The organism is Virgibacillus salarius, assembly GCF_039521925.1.
GTDB lineage: Bacteria > Bacillota > Bacilli > Bacillales > Amphibacillaceae > Virgibacillus > Virgibacillus salarius.
On sequence record NZ_BAAACY010000027.1, the window covers coordinates 36,033 to 53,674 of the forward strand.

13 protein-coding genes are annotated in these 17,642 nt (G+C 37.1%); all 13 read left to right on the forward strand.

All coding sequences use genetic code 11. From position 1 onward, the window contains the following. Positions 1-264: 264 nt before the first annotated feature. Positions 265-1,695, forward strand: a complete 1,431-nt coding sequence (locus ABDZ84_RS04620; RefSeq protein ID WP_026682527.1) for an ABC transporter substrate-binding protein — start codon at positions 265-267, stop codon at positions 1,693-1,695. A 111-nt stretch (positions 1,696-1,806) separates the two neighbouring features. After that, positions 1,807-2,760 (forward strand): carbohydrate ABC transporter permease, encoded by a 954-nt coding sequence (locus ABDZ84_RS04625; protein WP_051388431.1) that lies wholly within the window; start codon positions 1,807-1,809, stop codon positions 2,758-2,760. Continuing rightward, the gene (locus ABDZ84_RS04630) at positions 2,760-3,584 is read left to right on the forward strand and encodes a carbohydrate ABC transporter permease (RefSeq protein WP_026682526.1); all 825 of its coding nucleotides are present in this window, start codon (positions 2,760-2,762) and stop codon (positions 3,582-3,584) included. Before ABDZ84_RS04625 ends, ABDZ84_RS04630 begins: the two co-directional genes overlap by 1 nt. Before the next feature lie 37 nt (positions 3,585-3,621). Then, positions 3,622-5,340 carry an amylo-alpha-1,6-glucosidase gene (locus tag ABDZ84_RS04635; protein ID WP_026682525.1) on the forward strand — a complete coding sequence of 573 codons (1,719 nt, stop codon included), beginning with the start codon at positions 3,622-3,624 and terminating at the stop codon, positions 5,338-5,340. Positions 5,341-5,570: 230 nt separating this feature from the next. Further along, on the forward strand, positions 5,571-6,518 hold the full coding sequence (locus tag ABDZ84_RS04640) for a DMT family transporter (protein WP_121603849.1): 948 nt from the start codon (positions 5,571-5,573) through the stop codon (positions 6,516-6,518). Between the two features lie 21 nt (positions 6,519-6,539). Continuing rightward, positions 6,540-9,620, forward strand: a complete 3,081-nt coding sequence (ebgA, locus tag ABDZ84_RS04645; protein ID WP_343780346.1) for a beta-galactosidase subunit alpha — start codon at positions 6,540-6,542, stop codon at positions 9,618-9,620. A gap of 215 nt (positions 9,621-9,835) precedes the next feature. Then, entirely contained in the window at positions 9,836-11,017 is a 1,182-nt protein-coding gene (locus ABDZ84_RS04650; protein ID WP_026682522.1) for an ROK family transcriptional regulator, read from the forward strand. Between the two features lie 29 nt (positions 11,018-11,046). Then, complete coding sequence (locus ABDZ84_RS04655; RefSeq protein WP_256365762.1) at positions 11,047-11,172, forward strand: hypothetical protein; 126 nt, start codon at positions 11,047-11,049, stop codon at positions 11,170-11,172. Positions 11,173-11,821: 649 nt separating this feature from the next. Further along, a complete protein-coding gene (locus ABDZ84_RS04660; protein ID WP_051388219.1) occupies positions 11,822-12,760 on the forward strand; it encodes an ROK family protein in 939 nt (312 codons plus the stop codon). A gap of 76 nt (positions 12,761-12,836) precedes the next feature. Next, positions 12,837-14,093, forward strand: coding sequence for an ABC transporter substrate-binding protein (locus ABDZ84_RS04665; RefSeq protein WP_026679629.1), 1,257 nt, complete (start codon positions 12,837-12,839; stop codon positions 14,091-14,093). Positions 14,094-14,126: 33 nt separating this feature from the next. Further along, on the forward strand, positions 14,127-15,041 hold the full coding sequence (locus tag ABDZ84_RS04670) for a carbohydrate ABC transporter permease (protein WP_026679628.1): 915 nt from the start codon (positions 14,127-14,129) through the stop codon (positions 15,039-15,041). 15 nt (positions 15,042-15,056) lie between these two features. Continuing rightward, positions 15,057-15,884, forward strand: a complete 828-nt coding sequence (locus tag ABDZ84_RS04675; RefSeq protein ID WP_026679627.1) for a carbohydrate ABC transporter permease — start codon at positions 15,057-15,059, stop codon at positions 15,882-15,884. A 50-nt stretch (positions 15,885-15,934) separates the two neighbouring features. Beyond that, positions 15,935-17,215, forward strand: a complete 1,281-nt coding sequence (locus ABDZ84_RS04680; protein WP_026679626.1) for a Gfo/Idh/MocA family protein — start codon at positions 15,935-15,937, stop codon at positions 17,213-17,215. The last annotated feature ends 427 nt before the right edge of the window (positions 17,216-17,642 follow it).

A 17,642-nucleotide genomic window follows, 5' to 3' on the forward strand; every position in this document is an offset into this window, starting at 1 on the left:
ACCATCCGTGGGGAAAAACCCCCCACGGATGGAAGCTTCACTTTATTCCGCATATAACTGGAAGTAAGCCCACCTTCAAGCAATAAAATAAAACTAATATGGGTAAGGGTGGGTCAACTGTCAGTCAATGTCCGATTAGTTCAAATGTCTGTAGGTCATACCCTTGTGTGGTACTACCGATCAGTGGGAGATAAACAAGCTTCCAACTAATTGAAATGCTAGTTTAATAGGCTATTACAATTAATAATGAAGGAGAGTGTGCGCATGGTAAAAAAGTGTTTTTTTATAATGATTTGTTATTTATTCTTAGGAATTCTATTACTTGGTTGTCAAAGTGATAGTTCAAAAGCAGATAAAGACGATGCTGATAAAACAACAATCAAGCTTTGGAATAACGTTGCTGCGGGGAGAAGCTATTTTCCCATCTTAATCGAAAAATTTGAAAAAGAACATCCAGATATTAAGGTTGAACTTAATAATTTGAATGTTGAATCTAGTGAAGCAGAATACCAAGCAGCAATATCTGATCGTAATCTTCCTGATATATTTAGTACGGATGCCTTTACGTTAAATGAATTTGTAGATTTAGATCTTGTACATGAACTAAATGAGGTTTTTCCAAAAGACGTTCAATCGCAATACACGGAGGGAGTCTTTGATGAAGGGAATGCATCACTAAATGGAAATGTGTATTTGTTTCCGGTATACAAAGGTGGGACATATTATATGTTCTACAATAAACAAGTATTGAATGATCTTGGGATTGATGAAGTTCCGAAAACATGGAAGGAATTAAAGGAAGTGGGTATAGAAATATATGATCAATCCAATGGATCATCTTATGGTCTCATATTCGGTGGTCAGTCTGGTTGGTTAGTAAGGGCTGTAACACAATTAATGGCAACAGAGCTTTCACCAGAAAGTGGTTATGATTATGCAAATGGCGATTATAAATATGACACAGAAGGATATGTAGAGACAATAAAATGGATGAAGGATTTATTGGATAGCAATGCTTTATCACCATCAACCTTGGAAACAGATTCTACGGTAGCAAGAGAACTTTTTACTGCTGGTCAAGCAGCTTTTCTAATCGATGGGAATTGGACGGGTCAGTTACTTCATGAAAATGGATTTGATGACTGGGGAGTAGTTCCCTTACCCACAAAGAATCCAAATGGTCAGCAATATGGAGAATTTCGATTAGGTAGTAACGATGGTCTCTATGTATCTAAAGATACCGAGCATTGGGATGAAGTAAAACTATTTTTAGAATTTTTACAGGAAAATATATATCGCGAAATTCTCAAGGATGGTGAGCCATTGATTGCGAAGGAAGCGTCTGATATTAATGTCGAGCTACCATTTTCCGAAGTAAATGACATTGCGCAGATTTTCTCTGAGATGTCGGTTCGTGTCCCTAATCCGGTTGTTGTCAACCCGAAAACGCAAGAAGTACGCCTTGCGCTACAAAAGAACGCACCAGATAATGACGCAGGTTCTATTTTAATGGGCTACCTAACGGGACAGGTGGAAGATTTACAAGGAGCATTAACGGATTTCACGGATGACTATAATGCTGCTTTCACTAAGGCAATTCAAGAAAATGAAAATGTTTCTCGAGAGGATTTTCAATTTCCAAATTGGGTTCCGTATGAGCCCTATACAGAAAAAGAGTATCAAGAGTTGAAATAGAGTGGTTAGATGAAATTGGGCGAGCTACTTAAGTGAATATACTATGAGATAACGTAGTAGCTTGTCCTCTTTCTTTTTCATTAGAGCTTGTTTGATTAGGAGAGAATTTGTATGAACAAAATAGCAAAGCAGACGATAAGTAAGCATACAAAGAAACGATATATATGGGCGTATTTATTTATCTTGCCACAAGTAATTGTGTTTTTGGGCTTATCTCTTTATCCCATTATTATGAGCTATGTGTACTCCTTTTATGATTGGTCTGGTATAGGACCACTGACTGATTTTATTGGATTCGATAATTATAAAAATGTGTTTACTGAAGAAAAATTTTGGAATGCATTTAAAAATACGTTTATTTATACATCTGGCTTTACCACTATTTCCGTATCTGTTGCTTTAATACTTGCTTTAATATTAAATAGTCCAAATCTGAAGGGAAGAACTATTTATCGAACCATCTATTTCCTTCCTGTCGTAACAACAACAGCTATCGTTGGGATTATTATGAAAAATATCTTTGGTAATCAAGGTTTAATCAACCAAGTACTCGTGATGGTCGGTGTGATCGACCAAGCTATACCTTGGTTAGTTAATCCATTTACAGCTATGATCGTTCTTATCATTGTTGGATCTTGGAAAGAAATAGGAATTATCATGATTTATTGGCTAACAGGTTTACAGATGATTCCTAAAGAGTTATATGAAGCTGCAAAAATTGATGGTGCAGGACATTGGCAAACATTACGTTATATTACGTTACCTATGTTGGCACCAGTTGGAGCCACGATATTATTACTTACAACTGTTAGCAGTATGCGTGTATTTGACCTAGTAAAAACATTAACAAATGGTGGTCCGTTCTTTTCCACCGAAACTTTAGAGTTATATATTTATCGATTCGCGTTTGCTTCAGAGGGTCCATCTCAGGTTGGTTATGCCTCTACAGTTGGTGTGATATTAGGCATGACAGTATTCATAATAAGTTTATTACTTGGTTGGGTAGTTATGAAGGTCAATAGACATAAAAATAAAAATGGATTGAAAGTTGAGGTGGAGAAGTAATGCGTTCAAAAATAACTTGGGGAATAATCCATATCTTTTTAATCCTATTTGGTTTTATCTGGATATACCCTTTTATCTGGATGATATCTTCTTCATTAAAAACCAATGCATCTTTTTTAACTTCTGGAATTAATCCCATACCAGAGACGTTGAACTGGGAGAACTACACTAGAGCATGGGATGTTGCCAATTTCTCTGGGTACTTTTTAAATTCTGTAGTCATCACTTTAGGTACTGTAACTATAGTAGTTTTATTAAGCTGTTTAACAGGATATGCGCTTGGGCGAGTGGATTTTCCTGGTAGAAAGACAATGATCGTTATTATCGGAGCGCTGATGTTCATTCCTACAGGGTATACAATCATTCCGCTTTATGAATTAATGAAGTTTTTAGGATTATCTAACACGTTATTCGGTGTAGTTCTTGCAGAGTCCAGTGGGGCGCACGTGCTTTTTATTCTATTATTTGCAGCATTTTTTTCTCGCGTGCCTAAAGAAATCGAAGAAGCTGCAGCTATAGATGGAAGTGGTTTTCTAAAAACATTTTTTAAAATCATTCTTCCTTCTGCGAAGCCAGTTATAGCTACTGCTGTAATTATGCAATTTATTTGGACTTGGAGCTCTTTTTTAATTCCACTCGTTTTGACATTAAATAATCCAGATTTACGAACTTTGGCAGTGGGTATGCTCTCATTTGTTGGTAAATATCAAACGGATTGGACAGGGATGGCAGCTGGAGCATCGATATCCCTCTTGCCTGTAATTTTAATATTTATAGTAATGCAACGTTATTTTATCGAAGGTATATCCGGATCTGTAAAGTAAAATAGGATAGAAGATTAAATGTGAGGAGAAGATATCGTTGAATATAAATCTTAAACATATATCCTTTAGCCGATTTGGCTCTTATCTTAGTATTTCCTATTTACCTAAAAATGACTATCGTTCGGAAGGAATTTATTTACGTACAATCAGAGGTGGTGATGACGATGTCGGCGCTTTATTTAAATTAGATGTGACGAAAAATGGACATTGTATACCTTTTAATGCAATTGCAGCGGAGACTTGCCTCTGCCTTCAAGCGGAAGAAGGAGTAGTTCGATTAATTTATTCAGAAGCTCATTGTCTGCGTATTTATGGGGAACAAGTTGGTTTACGGTTATCTCTTGTTACAAATGCTTATGATAATGCTTTTTATTATCAAGCGCGAAGCTGGCAAGTGAATGTTTTTTCACAAAGCATTCGATTTATGTTAACTCCCTTTATTGGGGAGTTAGATGTAAGTGCGCCTTGGGATATAAATGGTAGTTCTTATGTGATTGCAGATTTTCATCCTAGAGAAGACAATGGTACTGTAGAAGGAATTATTGAAGAGTTTCTTACAATCTATGAACAAAAAAACGATTATCCGACGTTTGAAACAGCCCTTGATCACGTAAATGACGAATACAAAAAATGGTTGGAAAACACGTTGCCGGTACCGGCGGAATATGAAGCTGGAAGACAACTTGCTGCTTACATAACATGGTCCTGTGTTGTTAAACAAGAGGGATATTTACCAAGGTCAGCGATGTATATGTCAAAGAATTGGATGACAAATATTTGGAGCTGGGATCATTGCTTTAATGCAATGGCTTTAGTCAAAAAGAATCCGAAGTTAGCTTGGGATCAATTCATGATATTTTTTGATGTACAAGCAAAAAACGGCCTTTTGCCAGATTTTATGAATGATCAATTTGCTTATTGGAATTGCAGTAAACCACCAATTCATGGGTGGACGTTGGCATGGATGTTAAAACATTCAAATGAATTATCAAAAGAAAATTTAGCTGAGATTTATCAACCATTAAAACAGTGGACCAGTTGGTTCTTTAAAGAACGTGATGTTGATAACAATGGATTTCCAGAATATCAACATGGTAATGATAGTGGCTGGGATAATAGTACATTGTTTCATCAAGGGATACCTATCGAAAGTCCAGATCTTTGTGCATTTTTAATTTTACAAATGGAAACATTGGCAGAAATAGCTAATCGCTTACATTTCCAAATGGACTACGAAAAATGGAAGAAGCAGGCAGATCAACTTTTAACCGATATGTTAGCCTATTTTTGGGATGGTGAGCAGTTTGTCGCAAAGCTCGCAGGTGAAAATGTGCGTTCTGGTGATAGTTTATTGTTATTTATGCCAATTATTCTAGCAAAGCGACTTCCAAAACAAATCCGATTGAGATTAATTGAAGGGTTGAAGGATGAAAACCGGTTTTTAACGGAACATGGCCTTGCTACTGAAAGCTTGCAGAGCCCATATTATTTAGAGGACGGTTATTGGCGTGGACCTATTTGGGCACCTTCCACCATGTTGCTTATTGATGGATTAATGGAATCAGGGGAAGAAGCGTTTGCTAGAGACCTAGCTCATAAATTCTGTAATATGGCATTAAAACATGGAATGGCAGAAAATTTTAATGCTGTATCGGGAGAAGGCTTACGAGATCGAGCATTTACGTGGACGTCAAGTGTGTTTCTTATCTTGGCACATGAATATGTGAATAAAGAAACAGAGAAGCCATCTCTTTAATGATTTCTAGGTAACTTTTCCCTGCATATAACTGGCAGTAAGACCCCACTTCAAGGAATAACGTGAAACCAATATCGATAAGTGCGGGATCAGCTGCCAGTAAATGTCCGATTTGTTCAAAGGTCTTTAGGTCATACCCTTGTGGTACGAACCATCAGTGGGTGATAAACATCCCCCAACTAATTGAAGTTTCACTTTATTCTACAAAACAACATAGGAGATGACATAAAATGGATAGTATGCTTAAAAGAAAATGGGTTGTCGTATGTATTGCTATTTTTTGTTCCATTTTATGGGGGAGTGCATTTCCAGTATTGAAAGTAAGCTATGAAGAATTACAAATGGCTAAAGATGACACAATTGCTAAGATTGTTTTTGCTGGAATGCGCTTTTTATTAGCAGGTCTAATTCTTTTAGTGGGATTAATTTTTTCTAATCCTAAGAAATTATTCGTTACGAAGCGACAGATTCTTTTTCTAGTAATCTTCGGAATTCTTCAAACTAGTTTACAGTATTTCTTTTTTTATAATGGGTTAGCAGAAGTTTCTGGTATGCAAGGAGCTATTTTACTATCAAGTGGTACTTTTTTTACGGTTGTCTTAGCCCATTTCTTTTATACAAATGACCGTATCAATTGGAAGAAAACAGTAGGGCTTATGGCAGGATTTGCAGGGATTATTGTTGCTAACTGGGGGGAAGAGCTTAAACTCACTTTTCAGGTAACGGGAGAGGGATATATGATATTGGCAGCTTTAACAAGCGCCATAGGGACGATTATGGCAAAGGAGCTTGCTATCGGTATCCATCCTTTTGCGTTAACTGGTTGGCAGTTAACGATAGGGGCAGGTCTTATGCTAGTGATTGGTATTCCGCAGTTGCAAGAAAATGCGATAACGTTTACACCACTTGGGTGGATGCTTTTTATTTACTCCGCACTGCTTTCTGCTGTCGCTTTTGGCCTCTGGTACTCTATTCTGAAATTTAATAAGGCTGGCGAGATAAGTATGTTTAAATTTATTACCCCCGTTTCAGGAGCGATCTTGTCTGCGATGTTTATCCCTGGGGAGTCATTAAACATCTTTATCATGGGAGCATTGATACTTGTAGCTACTGGAATAATTGCAGTAAATTACAAAGGACAGAAAAGAAAAGTGGTAAACGTCTCTAAGGATAGCTAACTTTATATAGGAGGGGAAATAATGAGAATGTATAAAGAGTGGGAAGATATTACAATTACTGATCAAAATAGAATGAAACCGCGAGCTTTTTTTTATTCTTATCCAAATAAACAGACAGCTATAGATGGAGACCCAGAGTATACGCATCATTTTAAAAGCTTAAATGGGTTATGGGACTTTCTTTTTCTATCTGCCCCTGAATACTCACCAGTAGGCTTTGAGCAAATTAATCATGATCGGAGCAGTTGGGATTCTATACAGGTTCCAAGCAATTGGCAAATGGAAGGTTATGGTAAGATGCATTACTCTGATGTGTGGTATCATTTTCCCATTCGCCCGCCGTATGTACCATCTGATAATCCGACTGGTATTTATCATCGGAAATTTTCAATTGATACAACTTGGTTAAAAGATGATGTGATTTTGCGCTTTCATGGAGTTGATTCAGCCTTTCATATTTGGATAAATGGGGAGATGGTAGGCTATAGTAAAGGTGCTCGTATGACATCAGAGTTTACGATTACTCCTTATGTGATGGACGGAAAAAATGAAATAACAGTCCGTGTATACCAATGGTCTGATGGTACGTATTTAGAAGATCAGGATATGTGGTGGTTAAGTGGAATCTTTAGAGATGTTGAACTATATACGCAACCTAAATCAGGAATAGAGGATTTTAAAGTAGAAACTAACGTAAAAGATCAATTTTCCAAGGGAGAATTATTAGTGAGTGGAAGTATTCGTGGCTGGCAAGAAAATATTCGCATACAATATGAACTAGTAAATGACCAGCAGGAAACGGTTGCTTTAGGAAATCAATGTATTGGTGAAAGATTTATAATTAAGGAAATAATTCCTCAACCTGAGCTGTGGAGTGCAGAATCTCCCTACTTATATACGTTACACTTAACGGTTCTACTGGATGATCAAGTGATCGAGGTAATCCCACAGCAAATTGGATTTCGACACATTGAAATCAAAGGGAAAACGTTTACGGTAAATGGTGTAGCAATTAAGCTAAAGGGAGTAAACCGTCATGATTTCCATCCAGCTACCGGTAGAGTGGTCTCAAAAGAGGATATGCTACAAGATATTCGCCTAATGAAGCAACATAATATCAATGCGATTCGTACAGCACATTATCCAAACCACCCATATCTATATACATTATGTGATACGTATGGGATCTATGTAGTTGATGAAGCAGATCTCGAGTGTCATGGTTTTGAATTAACGAATAATTTTAATTGGATCTCTGATGATCCGTTATGGGAAGATATGTATGTAGATAGATTAATACGAATGGTGCATAGAGATAAGAACCATCCATCGATAATCATGTGGTCATTAGGTAATGAATCAGGATTCGGTCATAATTTTAAAGTAATGGCCAAACACTGTAAAGATATAGATTCAACGCGTTTAGTCCATTATGAAGGTGATAGCAAAGCAGAAGTAACGGATGTATATTCTACCATGTATACATGGCTTGAAAATCCACCAGAAGGAAGAAAAACCATGCAAGCTATTGCTGAAACAACTAAAAAACCACATATCCATTGTGAATACGGTCATGCGATGGGTAATGGTCCTGGAGGATTGAAAGAGTATCAGGAGCTTATAAATAAATATGAGCATCTACAAGGTGGGTTTATTTGGGAATGGTATGATCATGGGATTGAAACGGTCGATGAAAACGGTAGCAAATATTACCGGTATGGTGGAGATTTTGGAGATGATCCAACGAATGAGAACTTTTGCATCGATGGTCTATTAATGCCTGATCGTACACCTTCTCCAGCATTAGTAGAGTATAAAAAAATAATTGAGCCTATAGATACGACTGCTGTTGAACTGAATCAAGGTAGGATAAAAGTAGAGAACAGGTACGACTTTATATCATTAAACCATGTCACATTACATTATGCGATTGAGCGGGATGGAGAAGCACTGCATGCTAGGACTTGTGCATTACCTCCTATTCCAGCAAGAACAGCGGAGGAAATTATACTAGATCTTGATTTTAACTTTTATAAAGAACCTGGTACGGAATATTACCTAACATTATTATATCTGACCAACCGAGATTTCACTTGGAGTGCAAAGGGGCATGAGCTTGCAACTGCCCAATTTAAGCTGCCAATTACAGTAGAAAAAACAAAGCCTATTTTGCCAAAGGGTGCTTTAACGTTAAAGGAAACGCAGCACACAATAGAAATTATTAATAGTGAGGTTGAGATCATTTTTGATAAAGTGAATGGTCAAATGATTTCATGGAAGAAAAATGGCCTTGCTATTGTTGAAAAAGGTCCTAAATTACAGTTTTGGCGGGCTCCTATCGATAATGATATGCATATATTAAAGGACTACAAAGAAAAATATTTTATGCATTTATGGCATGAGGTAGTGGAGGAAGTTCAATATAAACGTACTGACAATACAATAATTATTACTGTTAAAACAGTAAATGGGACAACGAATTCTGCTTGGTATTATGAATGCATGTATCAATATCACATTTATCCTAATGGAGATATGTTGTATCAGGTTTCAGGTACGCCTAGTGGAATAATCGAAAACGCACCAAAAATGATACCTAGAATTGGTGTAGAAATGCGGCTTAATAAAGATTGTGATACTACTCGTTGGTATGGAAGAGGTCCTGGTGAGTCATATAGTGACTCTAAACAAGCCAATCAAATAGGAGTATACGAACGTTCGGTTAGTAAATTATTTACTAATTATGTTTATCCACAGGAGAATGGAAATCGAACAGATACACGATGGGTGCGTTTTGTCGATCATGACGGTGTCGCTATCATGGCAGTAGGTACGCAGTCGACCTTTGATTTTAATGCGAGTTATTATGAGATAAACGATTTAGAACATGCTAATCATACGATTGATTTAGAGAAGAGGCCATACATTGTGCTTCACTTAGATCATAAGCAAAATGGGTTAGGTTCTAATTCCTGTGGGCAAAATCAGTTAGAAAAATATCGTTGTAAATTTGAATCTTTTTCGTTTGAGCTAAAACTATCTGTGTATTCAACAAAGGAAATTAGTGATATAACGAAAGCGAAGGAACAGCTTGAGGTATAATAAAAAAATTGTTCAAAAGCAATTCATGGCTGGCAGTAAGTCCCCAGCTTCAAGGGATAAAGTGAAGCCACTATGGATAAGAGGGGGATCAACTGCCAGTAAATGTCCGTAACTTCGTGGGGGGTAAACACACCCCACACGGATGGAAGTTTCACTTTATCAATAGTTGCTCCATGATACAATAGAGACAACGTTATTATTATTCGGAGGATGCTATGCAACGAGGTACATTTAAACTGATGAAATCAGTAAACAAGTCAATCATTTTAAATAAAATAAGGAAATTTGAGCCAATCTCTAGGGCGCAGATTGCCAAGGATACGAAACTAACTCCACCAACTGTCAGTAGTATTGTAAAGGAGTTAATTGATCAGCAAATTGTATTGGAAAGTAATCGTGGTCAGTCCATGGGTGGCAGGAAACCGACGATGCTTCATATTAATAAAACAGCTTTTTATATTTTAGGTGTTGATGCAGGACCAGAACAGATAGAATGCATTGTTGCAGACCTTGCTGGTAGAATTCAAGCAAGGCATTCGTATACACTTGATTTACCTGTAACTAATGATGCTTTTCTCTCTTATTTAAAGGAATGCATTCATCAAGTACTTCGTCAAACGAATAAGGATATAGAGGAAATTATGGGGATTGGAGTAGCGATGCACGGGGTGGTAAACGTTGAAACAGGAACCTCGTTATTCGCTCCAAACCTTAATCTAACACATATACCAATAAAGGAAATGCTTGAGCAAGAGTTCCATGTCATGGTTAAAGTGGAAAATGACGCACGTGCAATGGCCTTAGGTGAGGCATGGTTTGGAGGTCACGGTGATTTAGACAGTATGGTTGCTGTTAATTTGGGAAGAGGTGTAGGTGCAGGCATCGTAACGGAAGGGAAGTTATTCCACGGTGCACAGGATATTGCCGGAGAAATTGGTCATATGACCATTGATATTAATGGTGATATTTGCGAGTGCGGTAATCGTGGTTGCTTGCAAACATTTGCCACTGGTCCTGCTATTGCTGAACGTGCACATAGAAGGCTAAGTCAGAATGGTCAGTCAGCCTCGTTTAAATTGACTGGAGAAAGTGTTTTTGAACTGGCTAAGGCTGGAAATCAAATTTATATAGATGTTTTAAAAGAAACTGGTGATTGCATCGGTGTCGGTTTAACCAATTTAATTCATATGATTAACCCAGAGAAAATTATATTAGGTGGTGGGGTGATGAATAGTGCATCCTTTATCTTACCTGCTATCCATGAGAGGATAAAACGCTGTGCACTAACCCAAGATGCTAAAGAAACAAAGGTAGCTGTAACAAAGCTAGGAAGTGATGCGACGATTTTAGGGGCTGTATCATTGCTACTCACCGAAATATTTGACCCAGTAATATGATGGATCGTTTATCCCAAAGAGAAACCAATATGGATAAGAGGTGGTATCAACTGCCAGTAAATGTCCGATTGGTTCGGGCCTACATGGAAGTAGGTCACAAAGGCGTTGCTACAGGACGTGGCGATTTAAGCCTTTGTACGTATTTGTTTCAGTAAAAGCTGGATGGAAGTTTCACTTTATCCCGCATATAACTGGCAGTAAGATTCCACTTCAAGCAATAAAGAGAAGCCAATATGGATAAGAAGGGTATCAACTGCCAGTAAATGTCCGATTGGTTCAGCTAACCATCCGTGGGGGATAAACACACTCCCCACGGATGGAAGTTTCACTTTATCCCGCATATAACTGTTTCACTTTATCAAACTGTTCATTTTTAACAACACCATTGAATGATTGTAATCAAAAGGGCAACCTTGTGAGCTGCGGCCTCATAGGGTTGCTCTTTTCGTAGTCTAGAAAATTAAAAATTCGTCCATGTGGATAAATATGGGCGTGTTGAGCCGTGTACAGCTCCAGCGTCCAGAAACTAGGCGATTTCACGAATTGTCCTACGATAAGTATTATCGGCTGAAAAGCTCCTTTATCTCCGTTGACTGGCTACAGTCGCTAGTGACGAGCGTTTTCTTATGTTTCTCCTCCTTTTACTAGAATCGGAAATAAGAAGAAGGTATTCAGTCTATAATTTTTCAAAAATTATAGACATTCAAAATTCGCTATGCTAGTATTAAAAACAATTAGTAAATATTTAATAATTAATTTACTAAAATTTAGGAATTTAGGAATGTAGACATGAGGTGACAAACGTTGGGTTTCTCAATAGGAGTTGATATTGGAGGTACAAAAATTGCTGCTGTGATTGTGGATGAACAGGGTGTTATTTTGTATCGATCAAAAGTGAGTAGTAATACGAATAATTCGGAAAGTATGTTTAAACAAGTAGTTACTTGTATTGATCAGGTGTTAAAAAAAGCAAATCTATCTATCTCACAAATTAAAGCAATGGGAGTAGGGGTTCCAGGGAAGGTAGATCGTTTAAACGGGATAGCTGTTTACCAAAATAATTTACCTTGGATTGATTTTCCATTAGTTAATAGACTTAGAGAGGCATTCTCTATTCATCATATTGTTATCGATAACGATGTTTACATGGCAGCCTATGCGGAGTGGAAGAAGTTAAATGTAGCACCGAATTCCACTTGTGTGTATGTAACGATCAGTACTGGAATTTCATGCTCTATTATCCAAAATGGATCCTTTTTGAGAGGAGAAGGATTTGCTGGAGAAATTGGCTTGTGTCCTATTACAGGTGTTGATGGACAACTAACCACTTTAGAAAATGCAGCATCTGGGCCTGCTATATATAAGCTTGCTAGAGAGAGAATGGGGAATTCCATTACATCAACACAAGACTTTTTTCAGGCGTATATTGCTGGGGATAAGTTAGCTAGCGATGTTATGGATGAGGTTATTCCTGCGATTTCTCAAGGTATTTATTCGATTATTAGTTTATTAGATCCACATCAAATTGTACTTGGTGGGGGAGTTATAAATCATCATCCATTTCTACTAGATTTAATTAAACAAAATATTGGTCCGTTTTTAATCTCTGAGCAAAAAGAAGCGCTTGGGCGAATTACCGGGAGCAAATTAAAGGGAGATTCAGGTGTGATTGGCGCTGCACTTTGCAGTTGGGAGAATGTAATGTGCAGTAATACAACTCCTGAACAAAATTTCACTTTTTAAAGACCTAACATTTAGTAGGAGGTGGAAAAGCAAGCGAAGCTAGGTCTTTTACAAATTGCTATAGGAAGGTGACAAGATGAAAAAATTTTATGTAGTATTGATTATTTTTCTCGTATTTACGTTAGGGGCATGTTCCTCGAATGATGAGGGTGCTAGCGCTGATGGGAAAGCAACAATTAAATATGCATACTGGGATAAGAATCAAGAGGATATGTTAAAGGATATTGTGAAAGCGTTTAACAAAGATTATCCGAATATTCAGGTGAAATTGGAATTAACTCCATATGATCAATATTTTACAAAATTAGATGCTGCTGCAACAGGTGGAAGCTTACCGGATGTTTTTTGGATGAATGGGCCGAACTTTGTAAAATATGCTTCCAATGAGATGCTTGAACCGATAAATAATCGTATCAAGGATGATGAGCTAGATTTGTCTCCATATCCTAAAGGACTGCTAGGTCTATATCAATATGAGGATAAGACCTATGCGCTACCTAAAGACTATGACACTGTTGGATTATGGTATAATAAAAAACTTTTTGATGAAGCAGGGATTGATTATCCGAATGAGGCATGGAAATGGGATGATCTCGTGGAAGCTGCCAAAGCACTAACAAACCCAGATAAAGATATCTATGGCATTGCCGCCTTTATTCAAGATGCGCAAGCTAGTTATTTTAATACTATTCTAGCAAATGGTGGTTATATTATTTCTGAAGATAAGACAGAATCGGGTTTCGATGATCCAAATACGATAGATGGTATTCAAAAATATTATGATTTAATTCACAAACATAAGGTTTCACCGACACATGCCCAAATGGAAACAACAGATGCAACAAGTATGTTTGAATCAGGAAAGGTTGCGATGATGTTTCAAGCTTCGTATATGATTCCACAATTTAAAGCAAATGAATATACGAACGAGCATGCTGATGTAGCCCTTTTACCAGAAATGCAAAAGCGCTCAAATGTAATCCATGGATTAGGAAACGTCATAGCTAAGAACTCAGAAAACAAAGATGCAGCTTGGAAGTTTGTAACGTTCCTAAGTTCAGAGAAAGCCGCTGTTATGCAAGCGGAATCAGGAATTATTCCTGCATATGAAGGCACACAAGATGCTTGGACAAAATCGACCCCTAATTTTAATTTACAAGTATTTTTAGATATGGCTGAGGTCGCAGAACCTTACCCTGTGTCCAAGGATACTTCCAAATGGTCCACAATTATACAGGATAATCTAGCTAAGGCTTGGTCTGGTCAAATAACTGTAGAAGAAGCAAGTGAAAAAATAGATAAACAGATGGAAGAAGTTCTAGCAAGTGAGTAATATATTAAGCTCAGTACATCGAGGTGATTATATATGAAGGATACTAAGGTAGCGACACGCCAGATGTCGACACTAAAAAAGAATGATATTTTCTGGGGTTATTTATTTATTGCACCAACATTATTGGGCTTACTAATCTTTTATATTTTCCCTGTCTTTCAAACATTCTATTATAGCTTCAATGATTGGGGAGATTTTGGTAATTACAGCTGGTCAGGCTTACAAAATTATAAAGACATGTTCGATGATCCGCAAATATGGTATTCATTTAGAAATACGCTTGTTTATGCGTTTGTAATGGTTCCATTTAGTATTGCTATTTCGATCGTAATAGCTGTATTGCTAAATCAAAAGATAAAGGGTCTTACTATATATCGTACATTGTTTTTTCTTCCGGTTGTCACAATGCCAGCAGCAATAGGGATGATTTGGAAATGGTTATATAATGCAGACTATGGAATTATTAATCATATGCTTGAATGGTTTTCTATTGACGGTCCTAGCTGGCTCACGGATCCTAATTGGGTTTTAATATCCATCATTATAGTAGGAACCTGGAGCGCGATAGGAACAAATATGGTTATCTTATTATCTGGATTACAAGGAATACCAAAGTCTCTATATGAAGCAGCGTCTTTAGACGGGGCTAGTCCTATATACTCATTCTTTAAGATTACGTTGCCTTTACTTTCACCAACGATCTTTTTTGTTGCTGTTATTTCATTTATTTCTGCTTTTCAAGTATTCGATTTTATATTTATGATGGTCAGCCCAACCAATCCAGCAATTGACAGTGCTCAATCCGTTATTTACTTGTTCTATCATTATGCATTTGTTATTGGAGAGAAAGGTATTGCAGCGGCAATTGCTTTTGTGTTGTTTATTATCATTCTCGTATTAACAATCATTCAATTTAGATTACAAAAACGCTGGGTTCATTATGAGTAGAAAGAAGGTGTTTGTATGGAAAATGTCAGTAAATCTCGGAAACTAGTCATCCACTTATTATTACTATGTGGTGCAATATTAATGATTGGTCCGTTTTTATGGATGATATTAACCTCATTGAAAACAGTTGGGGAAGCAGCGCAAATTCCGCCAAAAATATTTCCAGAAGTCTTTCAGTGGAGCAATTATAAAGAGATATTTGACTCATTTCCTTTTGCTGGATTCTATTGGAATACTTTTATTACAACTATTATTAAAACGATTGGACAGTTATTCTTATGTTCTTTAGCAGCATACGCATTTGCGCGTATTAAGTTCCCAGGAAGAAATTTCTTTTTTATTTTATATTTGTCTGTATTAATGATACCTCCACAGGCTTTTTTAATACCACAGTACCAAATTATAGCTAATCTAGATTTGTTAAACACATTAACAGCCCTCGTTCTTCCAGGATTATTTAGTGCTTTTGGAACGTTTTTATTACGGCAATTTTTTATGACGATGCCAGATGAATTAGAAGAGGCTGCGAAGATAGATGGCTGTAATCATTTCCAAATCTATTGGAGGATTATGTTACCATTAGCTAAACCAGGGTTAATTGCTCTTGCTATCTTTACGATACTCTGGTCATGGAATGATTTTCTATGGCCGTTAATTGTTAATAGCTCTCCTGATAAGATGCCTTTATCAGCAGGGTTAGCTTCATTACAAGGGCAATATAGTACGAATTATCCCGTATTAATGGCTGGAACGTTTTTAGCATCTTGGCCGTTAATCATCATCTTTATGTTATTCCAAAAGGCATTTGTTGAAGGTATCGCTCTATCAGGGCGAAAAGGGTAATGTTATCTTAAATAATCGAAATCATTTGTAGGAGGAGAGGGGCGATCACAGTGCGAAAAATAAAAGCGGTTCTAATTGGGGCAGGAGATAGAGGAGCTAAAGCATATGCTCCTTATGCAATAAATTATCCGCATGAATTAGATATTGTCGCAGTCGCTGAGTTAAACAAAGATAAAAGAAAATCTATTGCCGATACGCATCATATTTCGGAAGATAAGTGCTTCTCTTCGTGGGAAGAATTACTTGAAGCAAATATAGAAGCAGATGTTGCCTTCATATGTACACTGGATCGACAACATTTTAAACCGACGATAAAGGCGATTGAAAAAGGATACCATATTTTATTGGAGAAGCCGATGTCTCCAGATCCTGCAGAGTGTATTGAAATGGAAAGAAAAGCGAGACAGCATAATAGGTTGCTGACAATTTGCCATGTACTTAGATACACAAATTTTTGGTCAACGATAAAGCGAGTGATTGATGAAGGAACGATTGGAGATATTGCTTCTATTCAATTGAATGAGAATGTAGAAATTATGCATATGTCTCATAGTTTTGTTAGAGGAAATTGGAATAATAGTAACCATTCTAGCCCAATGATTTTGCAAAAGTCTTGTCATGATATGGATATATTAATGTACTTAATGGATCAGCCATGTAAGCATATAAGCTCTTTCGGTTCACTCATGCATTTTCATGAAGGAAATAAACCACATGGAGCTCCAGAAAGATGCTTGGACGGTTGTCCGGTTGAGAATGAATGTCCCTTCCATGCTGGAAATTATTACTTAGGTGAAGGAAAGGGCTGGGCGAAGAAATTTACGACGGACCATACTCGAGAAGGAATTATACGTGCATTGGAAACAACTCCTTATGGGAAATGTGTGTATCAATCTGACAATAATGTGGTGGATCATCAAGTTGTTAATTTAGAATTCGTAAATGGAGCCACAGCTACGTTTAGTATGTCTGCTTTTACAAGAGAGCAAACTAGAATTGTGCAAATTATGGGAACGAAAGGTGAAATTAGAGGGAAGATGGATGAAAATAAGATTTCAATTTATGACTTTTTGTCCAAACATGAAACAGTTATTCATTTAAGCAAGCCTGTAAGTGGTCACGGTGGTGGTGATGAAGGAATCGTGCGTGATTTCCTTCGAGAAGTAAGAAGCTTTGATGGAGAAATCAATATAAGCAAGACCTCTGCAACGAAATCATTGGAGAGTCATCTCATTGCTTTTGCCGCTGAGGCGTCTAGACTTGAAAATGGTAAAGTCATTCTACTGGAGCATTTTCTGAAAGAGAATAGGAAACCTAGTTTATCACAGTGAGCAACCTGTAAGCCTACCACCTTCGCTATAAACCAAAGTAGAATTAAAAGAAGTTGAAGTGGGTGATGCAGCTAGGATTAGTGGGGATGAAGAACATCTCCCCTTTTTCTTTATCCTACATATAACTGGCAGTAATACCCGTACGCAAGATACCACTATGGGGAAGTAGGGGATCGCCTGCCAGTAAATGTCCGATTGATTCAAAGCTTTAGGTCATAGCCGTGTGGTACGAACCATCCGTGGGGGATAAAACAAACCTCCTACTGTTTCACTTTATATGCGAATGAACAGACTGGTGCCTTCTTAAATCGAAAAATAAATGGTTAATATATGGCAGAAATCTTTCTGTCATTTTTCTTTGTAAGTTAAGAAAGTATAAAATCAGTGCAATGACTGCGTTAAGCCAAGTAGTTATTTTGAAATGTTT